General features: G+C 69.8%; 17 protein-coding genes. 12 read left to right on the forward strand and 5 right to left on the reverse strand.

What is annotated here, in order from left to right:
• Nucleotides 1-125: 125 nt before the first annotated feature.
• The 4 genes from tatA (at nt 126) to HQ325_RS21600 (ending at nt 5052) form a co-directional block, all read left to right on the forward strand.
• Entirely contained in the window at nt 126-401 is a 276-nt protein-coding gene (gene tatA / locus HQ325_RS21585; protein WP_027505364.1) for a Sec-independent protein translocase subunit TatA, read from the forward strand.
• A 155-nt stretch (nt 402-556) separates the two neighbouring features.
• Complete coding sequence (gene tatC / locus HQ325_RS21590; protein WP_222632351.1) at nt 557-1498, forward strand: twin-arginine translocase subunit TatC; 942 nt, start codon at nt 557-559, stop codon at nt 1496-1498.
• Nucleotides 1499-1610: 112 nt separating this feature from the next.
• On the forward strand, nt 1611-4340 hold the full coding sequence (locus HQ325_RS21595) for an RNA helicase (protein WP_056445154.1): 2730 nt from the start codon (nt 1611-1613) through the stop codon (nt 4338-4340).
• 46 nt (nt 4341-4386) lie between these two features.
• A complete protein-coding gene (locus tag HQ325_RS21600; protein WP_261779022.1) occupies nt 4387-5052 on the forward strand; it encodes a DUF4333 domain-containing protein in 666 nt (221 codons plus the stop codon).
• Nucleotide 5053: 1 nt separating this feature from the next.
• Here the strand turns inward: HQ325_RS21600 and HQ325_RS21605 are convergent, their stop codons facing one another.
• Nucleotides 5054-6016: a 5'-3' exonuclease gene (locus HQ325_RS21605; RefSeq protein WP_222632353.1), complete on the reverse strand. Its 963-nt coding sequence runs from the start codon at nt 6014-6016 to the stop codon at nt 5054-5056.
• Nucleotides 6017-6058: 42 nt separating this feature from the next.
• Between HQ325_RS21605 and HQ325_RS21610 the strand changes: the two genes are divergently transcribed.
• The 3 genes from HQ325_RS21610 (at nt 6059) to HQ325_RS21620 (ending at nt 8225) form a co-directional block, all read left to right on the forward strand.
• Complete coding sequence (locus tag HQ325_RS21610; RefSeq protein ID WP_222632354.1) at nt 6059-7183, forward strand: Xaa-Pro peptidase family protein; 1125 nt, start codon at nt 6059-6061, stop codon at nt 7181-7183.
• Nucleotides 7180-7938 (forward strand): maleylpyruvate isomerase family mycothiol-dependent enzyme, encoded by a 759-nt coding sequence (locus HQ325_RS21615; protein WP_222632356.1) that lies wholly within the window; start codon nt 7180-7182, stop codon nt 7936-7938. The genes HQ325_RS21610 and HQ325_RS21615 overlap by 4 nt, the downstream gene beginning before the upstream one ends.
• Nucleotides 7939-8027: 89 nt before the next feature.
• A complete protein-coding gene (locus tag HQ325_RS21620; protein WP_222632358.1) occupies nt 8028-8225 on the forward strand; it encodes a LuxR C-terminal-related transcriptional regulator in 198 nt (65 codons plus the stop codon).
• Nucleotides 8226-8280: 55 nt separating this feature from the next.
• On the opposite strand, the gene HQ325_RS21625 is transcribed toward HQ325_RS21620, so the two are convergent.
• Nucleotides 8281-8682 (reverse strand): PPOX class F420-dependent oxidoreductase, encoded by a 402-nt coding sequence (locus tag HQ325_RS21625; protein WP_222632360.1) that lies wholly within the window; start codon nt 8680-8682, stop codon nt 8281-8283.
• Between the two features lie 32 nt (nt 8683-8714).
• Here HQ325_RS21625 and HQ325_RS21630 point away from each other — a divergent pair, with 32 nt between their 5' ends.
• The 4 genes from HQ325_RS21630 to HQ325_RS21645 are packed head-to-tail and all read left to right on the forward strand — an operon-like array spanning nt 8715 to nt 12267.
• The gene (locus HQ325_RS21630; RefSeq protein ID WP_307093028.1) at nt 8715-9497 is read left to right on the forward strand and encodes an SDR family NAD(P)-dependent oxidoreductase; all 783 of its coding nucleotides are present in this window, start codon (nt 8715-8717) and stop codon (nt 9495-9497) included.
• Nucleotides 9494-10696 carry a precorrin-6y C5,15-methyltransferase (decarboxylating) subunit CbiE gene (gene cbiE, locus HQ325_RS21635; protein WP_222632362.1) on the forward strand — a complete coding sequence of 401 codons (1203 nt, stop codon included), beginning with the start codon at nt 9494-9496 and terminating at the stop codon, nt 10694-10696. The genes HQ325_RS21630 and cbiE overlap by 4 nt, the downstream gene beginning before the upstream one ends.
• The gene (cobM, locus tag HQ325_RS21640; RefSeq protein WP_222631144.1) at nt 10693-11442 is read left to right on the forward strand and encodes a precorrin-4 C(11)-methyltransferase; all 750 of its coding nucleotides are present in this window, start codon (nt 10693-10695) and stop codon (nt 11440-11442) included. The genes cbiE and cobM overlap by 4 nt, the downstream gene beginning before the upstream one ends.
• A 27-nt stretch (nt 11443-11469) precedes the next feature.
• Nucleotides 11470-12267: a cobalt-precorrin-6A reductase gene (locus tag HQ325_RS21645; RefSeq protein WP_222632365.1), complete on the forward strand. Its 798-nt coding sequence runs from the start codon at nt 11470-11472 to the stop codon at nt 12265-12267.
• Here the strand turns inward: HQ325_RS21645 and cobJ are convergent.
• Both cobJ and HQ325_RS21655 read right to left on the reverse strand, forming a co-directional pair.
• Nucleotides 12196-13722, reverse strand: a complete 1527-nt coding sequence (cobJ, locus tag HQ325_RS21650) for a precorrin-3B C(17)-methyltransferase (protein WP_222632366.1) — start codon at nt 13720-13722, stop codon at nt 12196-12198. The two genes, HQ325_RS21645 and cobJ, sit on opposite strands and share 72 nt — an antisense overlap.
• Nucleotides 13719-14345, reverse strand: a complete 627-nt coding sequence (locus tag HQ325_RS21655) for a precorrin-8X methylmutase (RefSeq protein ID WP_056444549.1) — start codon at nt 14343-14345, stop codon at nt 13719-13721. The genes cobJ and HQ325_RS21655 overlap by 4 nt, the downstream gene beginning before the upstream one ends.
• 183 nt (nt 14346-14528) lie before the next feature.
• Between HQ325_RS21655 and HQ325_RS22705 the strand changes: the two genes are divergently transcribed.
• A complete protein-coding gene (locus HQ325_RS22705; RefSeq protein ID WP_261775611.1) occupies nt 14529-14657 on the forward strand; it encodes a hypothetical protein in 129 nt (42 codons plus the stop codon).
• Between the two features lie 15 nt (nt 14658-14672).
• Here HQ325_RS22705 and cobG read toward each other — a convergent pair whose 3' ends face one another.
• Complete coding sequence (gene cobG / locus HQ325_RS21660; protein ID WP_222632367.1) at nt 14673-15806, reverse strand: precorrin-3B synthase; 1134 nt, start codon at nt 15804-15806, stop codon at nt 14673-14675.
• Nucleotides 15807-15842: the final 36 nt, after the last annotated feature.

Below are 15842 nucleotides of genomic sequence, written 5' to 3' on the forward strand. Positions count from 1 at the left end.
TAGTCGAGACCCGCAGGACTCGTCCGGTGAACTCTCGGCGAACGGTCGGTACGCGGGTCCACCGGACGCCGGGTGCGAGACCTCCGGTCCGGTAGCATCGAGTCCACCGAAACTGGGAGGTTTTCATGGGTGCGTTACAACCCTGGCACTGGATCGTCCTGATCGTCGTGCTCGTACTGCTGTTCGGATCGAAGAAGCTGCCCGAGGCCGCACGTGGCCTGGGACGCTCGATGCGCATCTTCAAGAGTGAAGTGCAGGAGATGCAGAACGACGGCAAGAAGCCGGACACCACCACGAACACGGCGCCGGCACCGCAGTCGCAGTTGCCGTCCCCGAACACGGTCACCCCGACCGTCGCGTCGACCGAACCGACGCACGAGCAGCACCCGCGCTCGGCCTGACACTCGCAGGCACCACGGTCGGGGCGATGTCGCCTCGGCCGTTTCGTGGGTGGTGACCGAGGTTCGCGCCCGCAGCGGCGTGCGCCCCTCGGTACCCGTCACCGCGAACCACAGTCTTCAGTCCAGGCACCGCAGTCGACAGGCGAAGAGTCACCGTGCGCATACCGTTCGATCCGCGACAGCGCAGGCGTCGCGTCAATCCCGACGGCACCATGTCGTTGGTGGAGCATCTCTACGAGCTCCGCACGCGACTGCTGTGGTCGATGCTGGCCATCGTCCTCACTACGATCGTGGGGTTCTTCTGGTACTCGCACTCCCTGCTGGGCATCGAGTCGCTCGGTGACCTGCTCCGCGGGCCGTACTGCTCGCTCCCGTCCGAGAGTAGAGCCGAGCTCACCGACGACGGCACGTGTCGGCTGCTCGCCACCGGACCGTTCGAGCAGTTCATGCTCCGGTTCAAGGTGGCCATCACCGCGGGTGTCGTGCTCGCCTGCCCCATCTGGCTCTACCAGGTGTGGGCGTTCATCACCCCGGGCCTCTACCGCCAGGAACGGCGCTACGCCATCTCGTTCGTCACGGCGGCGGCCGTGCTCTTCGTCTCCGGCGCCGTCCTCGCCTACATCGTCGTCGCGAAGGCCCTGCACTTCCTGCTGACCATCGGCGACAACGTCCAGGTCACCGCCCTCAGCGGCGCCGAGTACTTCGGCTTCGTCATCAACCTGCTCGTCATCTTCGGCGTCAGCTTCGAGATCCCGCTCCTGATCGTCGCGCTCAACGCCGTCGGCGTTCTGAAGTACGAGAAGCTCCGCGGCTGGCGCCGCGGGCTCATCTTCGCGATGTTCGCCTTCGCCGCCGTGGTCACGCCCGGCGGTGACCCCTTCTCGATGACCGCGCTGGCACTCGCGCTGAGTATCCTCGTCGAGTTCGCCATCCAGATCGCCCGCGTCAACGATCGACGGCGCGCACGACGCGAGACCGAGGAGTGGGGGAACGTCTCCGACGACGAGGCGTCGCCTCTCGACACCTCCGCCGCCCCGGTCGGCAGTCCCGTCCCGGTGCGTCACGACGCCGACGCCGACTACTCCGACACTCTCTGAGTCGCCCACGCTGTCTGAGTGACCCCCATTCGCGGACACCCTCTAATCTGGAGTCGTGGCCAATCACAGCGGGCAGCAGGACGTGCAGAACCCGGACATCCGGACTCGGCTCGTGGACGGGCCGAAGCTGACGGAGTTCGCGGCGTCGCTTCCGTTCCCGCTCGATCCCTTCCAGATCCGTGCGTGCTCGGCCCTCGAGGACGGGCACGGCGTACTGGTGTGCGCGCCGACCGGAGCCGGCAAGACCGTCGTCGGCGAGTTCGCCGTCCACCTCGCACTCACCAGCGGCGCGAAGTGTTTCTACACCACCCCCATCAAGGCACTGAGCAACCAGAAGTACGCCGAGCTCGTCGCGCGTTACGGCAAGGGCTACGTCGGCCTGCTGACCGGTGACCAGAGCATCAACTCGGACGCACCGATCGTCATCATGACCACCGAGGTGCTCCGCAACATGCTGTACGCGGAATCGCCTGCGCTGCGCGGACTCTCGCACGTGGTGATGGACGAGGTGCACTACCTCGCCGACCGGTTCCGCGGCGCCGTGTGGGAGGAGGTCATCCTGCACCTGTCCGAGGACGTCCGGCTCGTCAGCCTGTCGGCGACGGTGAGCAACGCCGAGGAGTTCGGCGCCTGGATGGAGACGGTGCGGGGCAACACCACCGTCGTCGTCGACGAGACCCGCCCGGTTCCGCTGTGGCAGCACATCCTCGTCGGTCGCCGCCTGTTCGACCTCTTCGACGTCGAGGCGAACAACGGTGCTCCGGGCGGCGTGGTCGTGGACAAGAACCTCGTCCGGTACGTCAAGGAACGAGTGCAGGCCGAGCGCATGGGCGCCTGGGAGGCCCCACGCGGCCGTGGCCCGCGGTCGGGTCGGTCGGGTGGCCGCCCCGGCCGGCCGGAATCTCGTCCGATCCCGCGGCCCGACGTCATCAAGCTCCTCGACGAGGAGGGGTTGCTCCCCGCCATCACGTTCATCTTCAGCCGCGCCGGGTGCGACGGCGCCGTCGATCAGTGTCTTCGATCGGGACTGCGGCTGACCTCCGAGGAGCAGGCGCGCGAGATCACCGAGGTCGTCGAACGCCACACCGCCGAGATCCCGCGCAGCGACCTCGAGGTGCTCGGCTACTGGGAGTGGCGCGACGCCCTCGAGCGGGGCATCGCCGCGCATCACGCAGGAATGCTGCCGGTGTTCCGGCACACGGTCGAGGAACTGTTCGTCCGCGGTCTGGTCCGCGCGGTCTTCGCGACGGAGACCCTCGCCCTCGGAATCAACATGCCGGCGCGGACGGTGGTGCTCGAGCGCCTCGTGAAGTTCAACGGTGAGGCGCACGCCAACCTGTCGGCGGGGGAGTACACGCAGCTCACCGGCCGCGCCGGTCGTCGCGGTATCGACGTCGAGGGTCATGCGGTGGTGCTGTGGCAGTCGGGTGTCGAGCCGACCGAGGTGGCCGGGTTGGCCTCCACCCGTACGTTCCCCCTGCGGAGTTCGTTCCGCCCGTCGTACAACATGGCGGTGAATCTGGTCGACCGGATGGGTGTCGACGCGTCCCGGATGCTGCTCGAACGGTCGTTCGCGCAGTACCAGGCCGATGCGTCCGTCGTCGGATTGGTGCGCGGTATCGAGAAGAACGCCGTGGCTCGGCGCGAGTTGCTCGGCAAGTTGGGCGGCGAGGACTCGCCCTACGTCGAGTACACCGCCCTGCGCGCGCGCCTCAAGGAGCGCGAACGCGAGCTCGAGCGTCAGGGTCGCACGGATCGTCGCAACGATGCCGTCACGTCGCTGGTGTCGCTGCGGCGCGGCGACGTCATCTCCATCCCGTCCGGTCGACGCTCCGGACTGGCTGTCGTCCTGGAGACCGACGCGAACTCGGTGGACCCGCGGCCGCTGGTGCTCACCGAGGACAAGTGGGCGGGGCGCGTGTCGTCGGCGGACTTCCCCACACCGGTGTCGGCTCTCGGCCACATGCGCCTTCCCCGCCACGTCGATCACCGCACGGCGCAGACCCGTCGGGACCTGGCGTCCGCGCTCCGGGGAACGGGGATCAGCGCGCCGGGACGCGGTCGGCGCCGGCAGTCGTCGGCAGGCGACGATCGCGAGCTCGGAGTGCTGCGCCGCGCCGTCCGCTCGCATCCGTGCCACACCTGGCCGGATCGTGAGCATCTCGCCCGGCTGGCCGAGAAGTACAGCCGGCTCGAACGTGACACCGATGCGATGAAGCAGAAGGTCGCCGCGACCACCAACTCGTTGGCCCGTACCTTCGATCGCATCCTGGCGCTGCTCACCGAGCGCGGCTATCTGGCCGCCGGTCCTGACGGCGAGGTCGCGGTCACCGACCGTGGAGCCAAGCTCGGACGTCTGTACTCGGAGTCGGACCTGCTGGTCGCGGAGTGCCTCGCCGAGGGAATCTGGCGCGGCCTCGGGCCGGCCGAGCTCGCCGCCGTGGTCTCGACCGTCGTGTACGAGTCGCGCCAGGAGGGTGAGAGCGCGGAGCAGGGCCCGACCGGGAACATCCGACACGCGTTGACCCGCACCGTCGCCGCGTGGCACGAGCTCCGCGCGGACGAGATCCGACTGAAGCTGCCTCCGACGCGGGAACCCGACACCGGGTTCGCGGTGGCCGTCTACAAGTGGGCTCGCAAGGAGTCGCTCGAGGACGTGCTGTTCGCCGCGGGTCAGCACGGCCGCGCCCTCTCCGGCGGAGACTTCGTGCGGTGGTGCCGCCAGGTCATCGATCTGCTCGACCAGATCCGCTCGGCGTCCCCCGACGACGAGGTCACCGCGACCGCCACGAAGGCGATCTCGGCGATACGGCGCGGAGTCGTCGCCGTCGATGCCGCATGATGGTCACCACAGTCACAGCAGTCACCACAGGCACCCACCGGAGGCGATGATGAGCGGCCCGTACAACCCCGACGACCGTTCCTCGGCCGGTGAGGACACGCCCACCAGCCAGTACCCGAGCGGGCAGCAGCCGGGGTACGACCAGCAGGCCTACGGTCAACAGCCCTATGGTCAGCAGCCCTACGGTCAACAGCCCTACGGTCAACAGCCCTACGGTCAACAGCCCTACGGTCAACAGCCGGGCTACGACCAGCAGGCCTACGGCCAGCAACCCCAGTACGGGCAGCCGCCTTACGGCCAGCAGCCCCAGTACGGCCAACAGCCCCCGTACGGCCAGCAGCCCTACGGTCAGCCGGGCTACCCGCAGGGCAACCAGCAGTGGAACGCCGCGCCGGCGCAGAAGCAGTCGAAGGTGCCGTTCATCGTCGGCGGGGTCGTCATCGCTGCGATCGTCGTGGCGGGTGGGATCTACGCGGCCACGTCGCTGGGCGGCGACACTCTGGACAACTCCGCGGTGCAGAGCGGAGTGGCCAAGATCGTGACCGAGTCCTACGGCGCGATCGACGTCTCCGCGGTGTCCTGCCCGTCGGGCCAGAAGGTGGAGGCGAACACGACCTTCTCCTGCGACCTGACGGTGGACGGTGAGGCTCGCTCGGTGACGGTGACCGTCAAGGACGACCAGGGCACCTACGAGGTCGGCCGGCCCCAGTAGATCACCGCGCCATCGCGGTGAGCAGACGGCCGACGGAGTTCTGCACGCCGAGCTCCTCGGCCAGTGCGGCGAGGCGTTCCGGATCGACGGGTTCGTGCGGCAGCACGTCGGGGCGCGAGAAGATGATGTCCGCATCGGTCACCACCCGTACCACTGGGAGTGCGGCGTCGATGTAGTCGCGGGAGCTCTGGATCTTCGCGCGCACCCCGGCCGACATCTCGGGATCGCCCGAGTCGGCGGCGTCGAGCAACGCCTCGAGGGAGCCGAACTTCTGCATGAGAGACGCCGCGGTCTTCTCCCCGACACCCTTGACCCCCGGCAGCCCATCGGACGAATCACCGCGCAGCAGAGCGAGTTCCGCGTAGCCCGGCCCGGGCCGGTCCGCCGGCACCCCGTACTTCGCGGCCACCTCCGCGGGGCCGAACAGCTCGGCTTTCGCCAGTCCGCGTCCCGCGTAGAGCACGCGCACTGGAACCGGATCGTCGGAGACGACCTGCAACAGGTCGCGGTCTCCGCTGACCACCACCACGGTGCCGTCGCGCTCGGTGGCGGCGAGCGTGCCCAACACGTCGTCCGCCTCGAGACCCTCCGCTCCGGCCGTCGCGATGCCCGCGGCCTCGAGAATCTCCAGGATCAGGTTCACCTGCGGACCCAGTGCGTCGGGTGCCTCCTCTGCGTCCGGGCCCGCGGCGGACTCGGTGAGCACCCGGTGCGCCTTGTAGGACGGCACAAGATCGACCCGGAAGGTGGGACGCCAGTCGAGGTCGAGGCACACGGCCAGTCGGGACGCACCCGTCCGCGTGATGAGGGACGCGACCATGTCGGTGAAACCACGCACCGCGTTCACCGGCCGACCGTCGGGCGCCGTCATCGATTCGGGCAACGCGTGGAAGGCCCGGAACCACAGGCTCGCCGCATCGAGGAGAAGTACCGTGTCTCTGCTCTCGGCCGTCATGCGCCACATCCTGCCGCATGTGGGCGGCACCGGAGTCGATAGCCTGGCGTCATGACGTCTCGGTTTCCCTCCTCCGTGTATCGCACCCGCCTCGACCGCGCGGCGGCTCTCGCCGCCGAGGCCGGTCTCGACGCGCTGCTGATCACGCCCGGACCCGACCTGCGCTACCTGCTCGGCTCGCGAGTCGAGTCGTTCGAGCGACTGACCTGCCTCGTCGTCCCGGCGGGCGGCACGCCCGCATCGGTGGTGGTGCCTCGTATCGAGTTGGCGGCGCTGAAGGACTCGGCTGCGGCCGACCTCGGAATCGAGCTGCGAGACTGGGTCGACGGCGTGAATCCGCATCAGGCGGTCGCGGCGTTGCTTCCCGGCCCGGCCCGGACGGCTGTCACCGACGCCATGCCCGCCCTGCATCTCGTTCCGCTGACCGAGGCGCTCGGCGCGATGCCCGTCCTGGCGACGGCGGTCCTGCGCGAGCTCCGGATGACCAAGGACGACGCGGAGATCGGCGCGTTGCGCACGGCGGGCGCGGCCATCGACCGCGTCCACGCCCGTATGGGTGAGTTCCTCGCCGCGGGACGTACCGAGGCTCAGGTCGCTGCAGACATCTCGGCCGCGATCCTCGAGGAGGGGCACACCGAGGCGGCGTTCGTCATCGTCGGCTCCGGACCGCACGGCGCCGACCCGCACCACGAGGTGTCCGAGCGCGTCATCGAGGAGGGCGACGTCGTCGTCATCGACATCGGCGGCCCCGTCGAGCCGGGCTACAACTCGGACTCCACCCGGACCTACAGCATCGGCGAGCCGTCGAACTCGGTCGCTGCGACCGTGGCGGTCCTCGAGCGCGCGCAGCAGGCAGCCGTCGATGCAGTCCGTCCCGGAGTCACCGCGGAGACGATCGACGCCGCCGCGCGCGACATCCTGGTCGACGCCGGCTACGGCGACGTGTTCGTGCACCGCACCGGGCACGGCATCGGCCTCTCGGTGCACGAGGAGCCGTACATCGTGGCGGGCAACGACATTCCGCTCGAGGTGGGGATGGCCTTCAGCATCGAGCCGGGGGTGTACTTCACCGGCGAGTGGGGCGCCCGCATCGAGGACATCGTCATCGTGACCCCGGAGGGCTGCGAGTCGGTCAACACGCGCCCGCACGGTCTCACCGTGCTTCCGGTGCGATGAGCCTCGACCTCCTCGCCACACTGCGACGCGAGGGCGACCGCCTCGCGTCGATGCCTGTCGACGCCCTGACGGCTCCGGTACCCACCGTGCCGGGATGGACGCTCGAGCACGTGGTCCGACACACGGGCAAGGTCCACCGGTGGGCGAACGCGGTGATCCTCGCGGGCCCGGGTGCGGACACGGGAGCGGTGGCGAAACAGCAGGTCGAGTCGTTGCCCAAGGGCCCGGAGTGTCTCCCCGCATACCGGTCGTCGCTGGAGGCGATGGTCGCCACGTTCGAGTCGGTGGATCCCGAGGCGGTCGTGGAGACGTTCGTCGGCGCACGCACGGCCGCGTGGTGGCTCCGACGGCAGGCACACGAGGTCGCCGTGCATCGCATCGACGCCGCCGACGCCGTGCGCGCCGCCGGGGGAGTGGCGCCCGAGGCGCTCGATCCCGATGCGGCCGCGGACGCCGTGGCCGAGCTGACGGAGGTGCAGTATCCGCACCGACTGCTCCTCGACCGCCTGACGCCCGAGTCGATCGGGCGCACCGTACACGTGCACGGTACGGACGTGGACGACCTGGAGTGGACGTTCACGCTCGGGGCCGAGGGCCTCACCAGTGCGCGCGGACACGGGAAAGCCGATGTGGCACTGCGAGGTACGGCAGAGCACCTGCTGCTGGTGCTCTGCCGTCGTCGACCACTCGACGTGCTCACCGTCTTCGGTGACACTTCGGTCGCGGAGTCACTGCTGGACGCGTCCCGCTTCTGACGTCAGGTCACGAGGCTGTTCAGCTGAGGGTGGGGTGTCACCACAGCCTCGGCCGACCAGACTAGGAGAACGCTCGCAGCATGTGCGGCGTGAGCGCGATCATCCACACGGCGAGTGCAGTCACCAGCGCTCGTCCGATACGGCCTGTGGTGATACCCGTGATCGGCGATCAGTTGCACCTCGCTGAAAGCTCCATCAAGACCCACGTCGCGTCGATCTTCCTTCGGCTCGACACAACCAATCGCGTGCAGGCCGCCATTGTCGCTCACCAACTCGGGCTGGTCTGACAGAGGTCGACGCACACCTGGTGGTGGCTCGTCCCGGAGGCCGCCGTCCGACTGCTCAGTCCCGCAACGACTGGGAGCCCATCACCCGGGTGACGGTGATCTCGATGACCACGCGCTCCGGGTTCTCCCGCGGCGTCCGGTAGCGCTGGGCGTACCGGTTCTCCGCATCATGCACGGCATCGGGTTCGCGCAGGATGCGCGCCGGCCCCTCGAGGGTCAGCCATCGCGCCCCGTCGACCTGAGTCACGGCGCCGTAGCCGCCGCGCTCGGCGTTGCGCACCTTCTGCGATCCGTCCCGCGTGATCACTCGCGCCAGACCTGCCTCCGGATCCCACGTGAATCCCACCGCCACCACGTGCGGTGTGCCGTCCTGACGCTTCGTGGCCAGCGTTGCCAGATGACGCTCGGTGAGGAAGGTTCCGGCGTCGGCGTTCAGCGAGGAGGGGGTGGCGGGCATGACCGCCACGATAATCGAGGACACTGGACGCCGTGACCCACCCACCGGCCGGCCGTGACCTGACCACACCCGACCAGTCGAGCACCGGCATTCTGCTGCTCCTCGGTGGTCGCAGCGACATCGGTCTCGAGATCGCGGAGCGCCTCGCGCGCGGCCGCCACGTCGTCCTCGCCGCCCGGCGGTCCGACGATCTGGTCGCCGAGTCGGAACGAGTGCGCGCGGCCGGCGCGAGCCGGGTGACGACCCTCGAGTTCGACGCCGACGACCTGGCGTCGCACGACGGTCTCGTGACGTCGGTTCTGGCTCACGGGCCGATCGACACGGCGGTCCTGGCCTTCGGCATCCTCGGCGATCAGACGCGCGCCGAGACGGATGCGGCGCACGCGGTGGCCGTCGTCCACACGGACTACGTGGCGCAGGTCAGCATGCTGACACATCTCTCGACGGCGCTGCGCGAGCAGGGATCCGGCCGGCTCGTCGTCTTCTCTTCCGTCGCCGGCGCTCGGGTCCGCCGAGCGAACTATGTCTACGGGTCGGCGAAGGCCGGACTGGACGGATTCGCGTCCGGTCTCGCCGACGCGCTGCACGGGACCGGCGTGCGGTTGCTGCTGATCCGACCGGGTTTCGTCATCGGCCGGATGACCGAGGGGATGTCTCCCGCACCGATGTCGAGCACACCCGGCCAGGTGGCCGACGCGGTGGTCCGCGCGTTGAGCTCGCGAACCGACGTCGTGTGGGTGCCCGGCCGTCTGCGCCTACTCGTCGCCCTGATGCGCGTCCTCCCACGTCCGATCTGGCGCCGGATGCCGCGATGATCGACGTCGTGGGCGTGGGCGCCGACGGGTGGGCCGGGCTGTCGCCGACCTCCCGTGACGCCGTCGAATCCGCGGACGTCCTGTTCGGCTCCGAGCGTCAACTCGACGCGGTGCCGGGCACCGCGGCTCGGCGAATCGCGTGGCCCACCCCGATGCTGCCTGCTCTGACCGGTCTGCTGGACGAGCATGCCGGTACGCGGCGATGCGTGCTCGCGAGCGGTGACCCGATGTTTCACGGGATCGGCGTGACGTTGACGCGGCTCCTCGGCGCCGATGCGGTGCGCGTCCTTCCGCACCCGTCGTCGGCGTCGCTCGCGTGCGCCCGTCTCGGCTGGGCGCTCCACGACGTCGAGGTGGTGTCCCTGGTGAACAGGCCGATCGAGACCGTACTGCCCGCCCTGACACACCGACGCCGCGTCCTCGTGCTCGCCGAGAACGACAGCACCGCAGCCGAACTCGCGACTCTGCTGCTGAGCCGTGACCTCGGCTCCAGTGCCATGTCCGTGCTCGAGCAACTCGGGGGACCGCGCGAGCGGGTGCGTGCGCTGCCCGTCACCGACTGGGTGCACGCGCGCGACGTCGACTCACTGAACGTCGTCGCGCTCGAGGTGCGGGGCCACACCGTCTCGCGCGCACCCGGACTCGACGACGCGCTCTACGTCGGCGACGGTCAGCTGACCAAACGCGAGGTCAGGGCGCTGACTCTCAGCGCCCTCGCGCCCTCACCGGGTGAACGTCTGTGGGACGTCGGCGGCGGGTCGGGAAGCATCGCGATCGAATGGATGCGCACGCATCCGGCATGTTCCGCGATCGCGTTCGAGCGCGTCGAGTCCAGATCCGCGACCATCCGGACCAACGCTGTCGCCCTGGGCGTTCCGTCGCTCGTCGTCCGCGGCGCGGCACCCGATTCCTTGTCCGGTGCGCCCGAACCCGACGCCGTGTTCGTCGGGGGCGGCGCGACCCAACCCGGAGTCATGGACGCCTGCTGGGACGCCCTGCCCGAGGGTGGGCGGCTGGTGGCCAATGCCGTCACCGCCGAGTCGGAATCGCTTCTCCTGCAGTGGTATCAGCGGCACGGTGGTCTGCTGCGACGACTGCAGGTGCATCGCGGCGAACCGCTCGGCGGATTCACCGGGTGGCGTCCGCAGATGCCGGTGACGCAGTGGAGCGTCGCGAAGAACGAGAAGGAGACAGCGTGACCGTCAGATTCGTCGGCGCGGGACCCGGTGCAGCCGATCTCGTGACCGTCCGCGCAGCCCGCATCATCGCGTCGAGCCCGGTCTGCCTGTACGCCGGGTCGCTGGTGCCACGCGAACTGCTCGACACGTGCCCGGCAGACGCCCGCGTCGTGAACACCGCTCGCATGACGCTCGACGCGATCGTCGACGAACTCGTCACCGCCTCGTGTGACGGCCTCGACGTCGCCCGCGTGCACTCCGGCGATCCGTCGCTGTACAGCGCCGTCGCCGAGCAGGCGCGACGGCTCGACGCGGCGGGCGTGGACTACGAGATCGTGCCGGGTGTTCCGGCGTTCGCCGCGGCTGCGGCCGCGCTGGGTCGCGAACTCACCGTGCCCGGGATCTCGCAGAGCGTGGTGCTGACGCGGGTGTCGACGTTGTCGACGGCCATGCCCGACGGCGAGGATCTGCCCACGTTGGCACGAAGCGGGGCGACACTGGTCATCCATCTCGGTGCGCGCCAGATCCACAGCATCACCGAGCAACTCGTGCCGCACTACGGATCCGACTGTCCCGCAGCGGTGGTGGCCTTCGCCAGCCGCGCGGACGAGGTGATCGTGCGGGGCACCCTGGCCGATCTCGCGGACGCGACGGTGGCGGCGGGCATCGTCAAGACGGCGGTCGTGGTCGTGGGCCGCGTCTTGTCGGCCCAAGGCTTCCCGGACAGCTTCCTGTACTCGGCGGCCCGGCGACGGCTCGATCACTGACCGTCCGGGGCCGGTAAGGTCGCCCCAATGCATGTTCTGGTTCTCGGTGGCACGTCCGAAGCACGTCAGCTCGCGATCAAGCTGGACGGACTGCACGGCACCACCGTGACCTCCTCGCTCGCCGGCCGAGTGGCCGATCCCGTGCTCCCGGTGGGGGAGGTGCGGATCGGCGGCTTCGGTGGAGTGGACGGTCTGCGCGAGTGGGTCACGGAGCACGAGGTGACGCACGTCGTCGACGCCACGCATCCCTACGCCGCGACGATGACGGCGCACGCGGTCGAGGTCTGCACGGCGGCCGACGTGCCGCTGGTGCTGGTGCGTCGCGCGCCGTGGAGCCCGCTGGCCGAGGACGACTGGATCACGGTGCCGTCGATGGAGGCGGCAGCGCAGGCACTCGCCGACCGACCCGCTCTCGCCCGCGTCCTGCTCACCATCGGCCGACAGGGCGTGCACCACTTCGCGTCCCTGGACGACCGGCACTTCATCGTGCGGTGCATCGATCCGCCCGAGGGTGAGGTCCCCGCGCACTCGAGCATTCTGGAGTCACGCGGGCCGTTCGACCTCGAGGGCGAGCGCGAGCTGTTGGACGAGCACCGCATCGACGTGGTGGTGAGCAAGAACAGCGGCGGCAAGCTCACGTCGGCCAAGCTTCAGGCCGCCCGCGAGCGCGGCATCCCCGTCGTCATGGTGGAACGGCCGCCCGTTCAGGACGACGTGCCCGTGGTGCCGACTGCCGACAAGTGCGTGACCTGGTTACTGAAGCGACGCACTCCCCGCGCCGCTCCCGACGCGGGCGATGGGATCGACGGTGTCGTAACGCCGTGACGTGAACACCCGCGGGCCGTCCGCGGTGTGATCGACCGTCGTGGTGGACGCTCCGACGATGAGCAGACAGCGCATGTCGATCGTGGCCGGGTCGAGATCCCCGAGCCGGACGACGGTCACCGATTCCTCGGGTCCCGAGACGTCGCGGCCCACGACGACGGGAGTGTCCGGGCCACGGTGCTCGAGCACGAGCGTCTTGAGCGCCTCCACCTGCCAGGTCCGCGAGCGCGAGGCCGGGTTGTAGACGGCGAACGCCATGTCGGCCGCCGCGATCGCGCGGATGCGGCGCTCGACCACGTCCCACGGCTTGAGGCGATCGGACAGGGACAGAACGGCGTAGTCGTGGCCCAGGGGAGCGCCGACGCGGCTCGCGACCGCGTTGGCGGCCGTGACCCCGGGGCAGACGCGCACGGGAACGTGGCGCCATCGGTCCTGCGCCGCCACCTCGAGAACCGCTGCGGCCATGGCGAACACGCCGGGATCGCCGGAGGACACGACGACGACCCGACCGCCGCGAGACGCGAGATCGAGTGCCATCTCGGCACGTTCCGATTCGACTCGGTTGTCACTCGCGTGTCGACGCTGGCCCGCTCGAACGGGCACCCGGTCGATGTAGGTGGTGTAGCCCACGAGATCGGTGGCGCGGAGCAGTTCATCGCGCACCTCCGGCGTGGTCCACTCGGCGGAGCCGGGCCCGAGTCCGACGACGACGACCTCGCCCGACGCAGCGGGTTCGGTGACCACGTAGGACGGGCTCGAGACCACGGCGATGGAGAAGTACGGAACGTCCGTCGCGTCGTCGGCGGCGAGAACGCGTTCGCCGGTGGTGCTCGCGCGCTCGACGTAGCGGGCGCGGTCGATCATGCCGCTGTCGCGCAAGGCTTCGCGCACAGCGGGATACGTGCGGCCCAGCTTCAGGATCGCGGCGGAGTCGGTGTCCTTCAGTCGCCGGGTGAGCTCGGCGCGAGGCAGGGTTCCCGGCAGGATCGTCAGGACCTCATCGCCCTCGACGAGCGGTTCCCCCACCGCCGCGGACGCGGCACTGACCGACGTGACGCCGGGGATCACCTCGGTGTCGAAGCGGTGCGCGAGACGAACGTGCATGTGCTGATACGAGCTGTAGAACATCGGGTCGCCGGCGGCGAGCAGCGCGACCGAGCGCCCGGCCTCGAGGTGCGCCGCCAGACGTTCGGACGCTTCGACGTAGAAGTCCGCGAGCGCGCCGTCGTACCCGCCGGGATGGTCGGTGCCCTCGGTGGTCACCGGGTAGACCAGGTGTTCCTCGATCTGCCCCTCGCGCAGGTACGGCTCCGCGGTGCGGCGCGAGATGCTCTTGCCGTGCCGGGCGCTGTGGAAGGCGACGACGTCGGCGGCGGTGATGACCCGCGCGGCTTTGACCGTCACCAGCTCGGGATCACCAGGGCCGATACCGACACCCCAGAGCTTGCCGCTCATTCGCGTTCCGTCGCAATGGCATTGACGGCGGCTGCGGCGATGGCGCTGCCACCGCGGCGGCCGAGGACGAGCAGGTGGTCGAGGCCGAGACCGGAGGCGACGAGATCGTCCTTCGACTCCGCGGCGCCGATGAAGCCCACGGGCCCACCCAGGATCGCGGACGGGCGCGGAGCGCCCTGCTGGATCAACTCCATGAGCCGGAACAGTGCGGTGGGTGCGTTGCCGATCGCGACGACGGCGCCGTCGAGGTGGTCGACCCACAGATCTACCGCTGCGGCCGTTCTGGTGGTGCCGCGCTCGCGCGCCATCTCCGGGACGTCCGGTGCGTTGAGGGTGCAGATCACCTCGTTGTCGGCCGGGAGCCGTCGGCGGGTGATGCCGGACGCGACCATCGTCGCGTCGCACAGCACCGGGGCCCCGGCGCGGAGTGCCGCGCGACCCTTGGCCACGACGTCGGGCGTGGACGCGATCGACTGCGCGAGGTTCACCTCGCCGCAGGCATGGATCATGCGCACGACGACCTGGGCCACATCATCGGAGAAGGCTGACAGGTCGGCCTCCTCGCGAATGGTCGCGAAGGAGCGCCGGTAGATCTCGTCGCCGTCGCGAATGTAGTCGTGCATGGCTCCACGATAGGGAGCGATGAGGCGCCGCGGTCGGCCAGGGTCCGGCGCCGCGGCACGGGGGAGAGGCACCACGGATCGACACCGAATCGTGACGCTCGGTCTGTTCCGGTCGCGCTGCATCGTCCGTAACGTTGCCGAGACGAACGACCGCGGGGTCGTCGACGAGAACGGAGCCGAACCATGTTTCCGAGCGATCTGTTCGACCTCGCCGGCCACTGGCTGGTCGACAACTACGCCTTCCCGGGCCAACAGATACTGGCTATCGGTGCCACGCTGTACTACCTGATCGTGACCGCACCGGGCTCCTGATCGGATGCAGGCGGCTCAGGAGCGCTGGTAACCGCTCTCGGTCGCGACCACGTCGGTGACCTCACCGCGGGGTCGGCCACATCGGCGCTCACACCCGACCCAGTGCTCCCGGCCGTCGCCCACCTCGCCGTTCTCCACGGCGGCGTCGAGATCGGCGCGCACGTCGGAGTGCGACTTCGCGCAGCCGGGAGAGCCGACGCACGAGCTGGCCCGCACCCACGGTGACTCCGCGTCGAAGATCAACCCCATCGGGGCCAACACACGCACGACCTGCTCGGCGACGCCCTCGTCGAGATCGAGGAGCACGATGCCGCGCCACGGCGTGACGTGGATCGGCTTCTCGACCGCCGCGAGGAAGAGGGCGGTGCGGGCCGGCAGCACGCCGTGGGCGAGTGCGGCACCGAGTGCGACCGTGGCGTCGTCCTGCACGAACCATCCGATCGGCGGCTCCACCGACGTCTCGACGGCGACCCGAGGGTGGTCGCCGACAGCGTGGTCGACGTGACCGAGCACGGCCTCCACGCCGTTCGGCATCTCCGCGACGCGCCAGTGCCCCTGCCGTTCGCGGCGGAACCCGCGCGCTGCGTCGAGCATCACCGCGACCGCGTCGGCCCGCGGGACCCGGACGCCGCTGTCGGCGCCCGCGAGGATGAGGGCGAAGGAGTCCTCGTCGACGGCGTGGACGCCGATGTCGGCGCCGAAACCCGTCACATCGCCGCGGCCGTCGTCGACCGAGAAGAGCACCCGACCCGGCAGGTCGGCCAGCTCAGGATCACTCGTGAGCGAGGTGTCCAGCGAGGACACCAGGTCGCGGACGTCGGCCGTTCCGCCGAGACGACCCGAGAGTGGCGACGCCAGGATGTTGCGGACCCGCTCGTGGGTCTCCGACGGCAGCAGTCCCGCGGCCGCGAGTCGGTCGGCCAGGTCGTCGGGATCGCGTACCGCGCGGAGCTGGACGTTCCCCCGGGAGGTGAGCACCAACTCACCGTCGGACAAATCTGTCGACGCCGCCGCGAGCACACCCATCTGCTCGGCGCTGAGCGCGCCGCCGGGCAAACGCACCCGAGCCAGCAAGCCGTCCTTCGCCTCGTGCAGTTGGAGCGCCCCGGGGCAGGCGTCCCGTCTGCTCCTGTCCCCGGCATCACTCATGCAGTCCAGGCTACGACGTACGATCATCGCGAAGCA

Source organism: Rhodococcus sp. BP-349 (assembly GCF_019835845.1).
Taxonomy (GTDB): domain Bacteria; phylum Actinomycetota; class Actinomycetes; order Mycobacteriales; family Mycobacteriaceae; genus Rhodococcoides.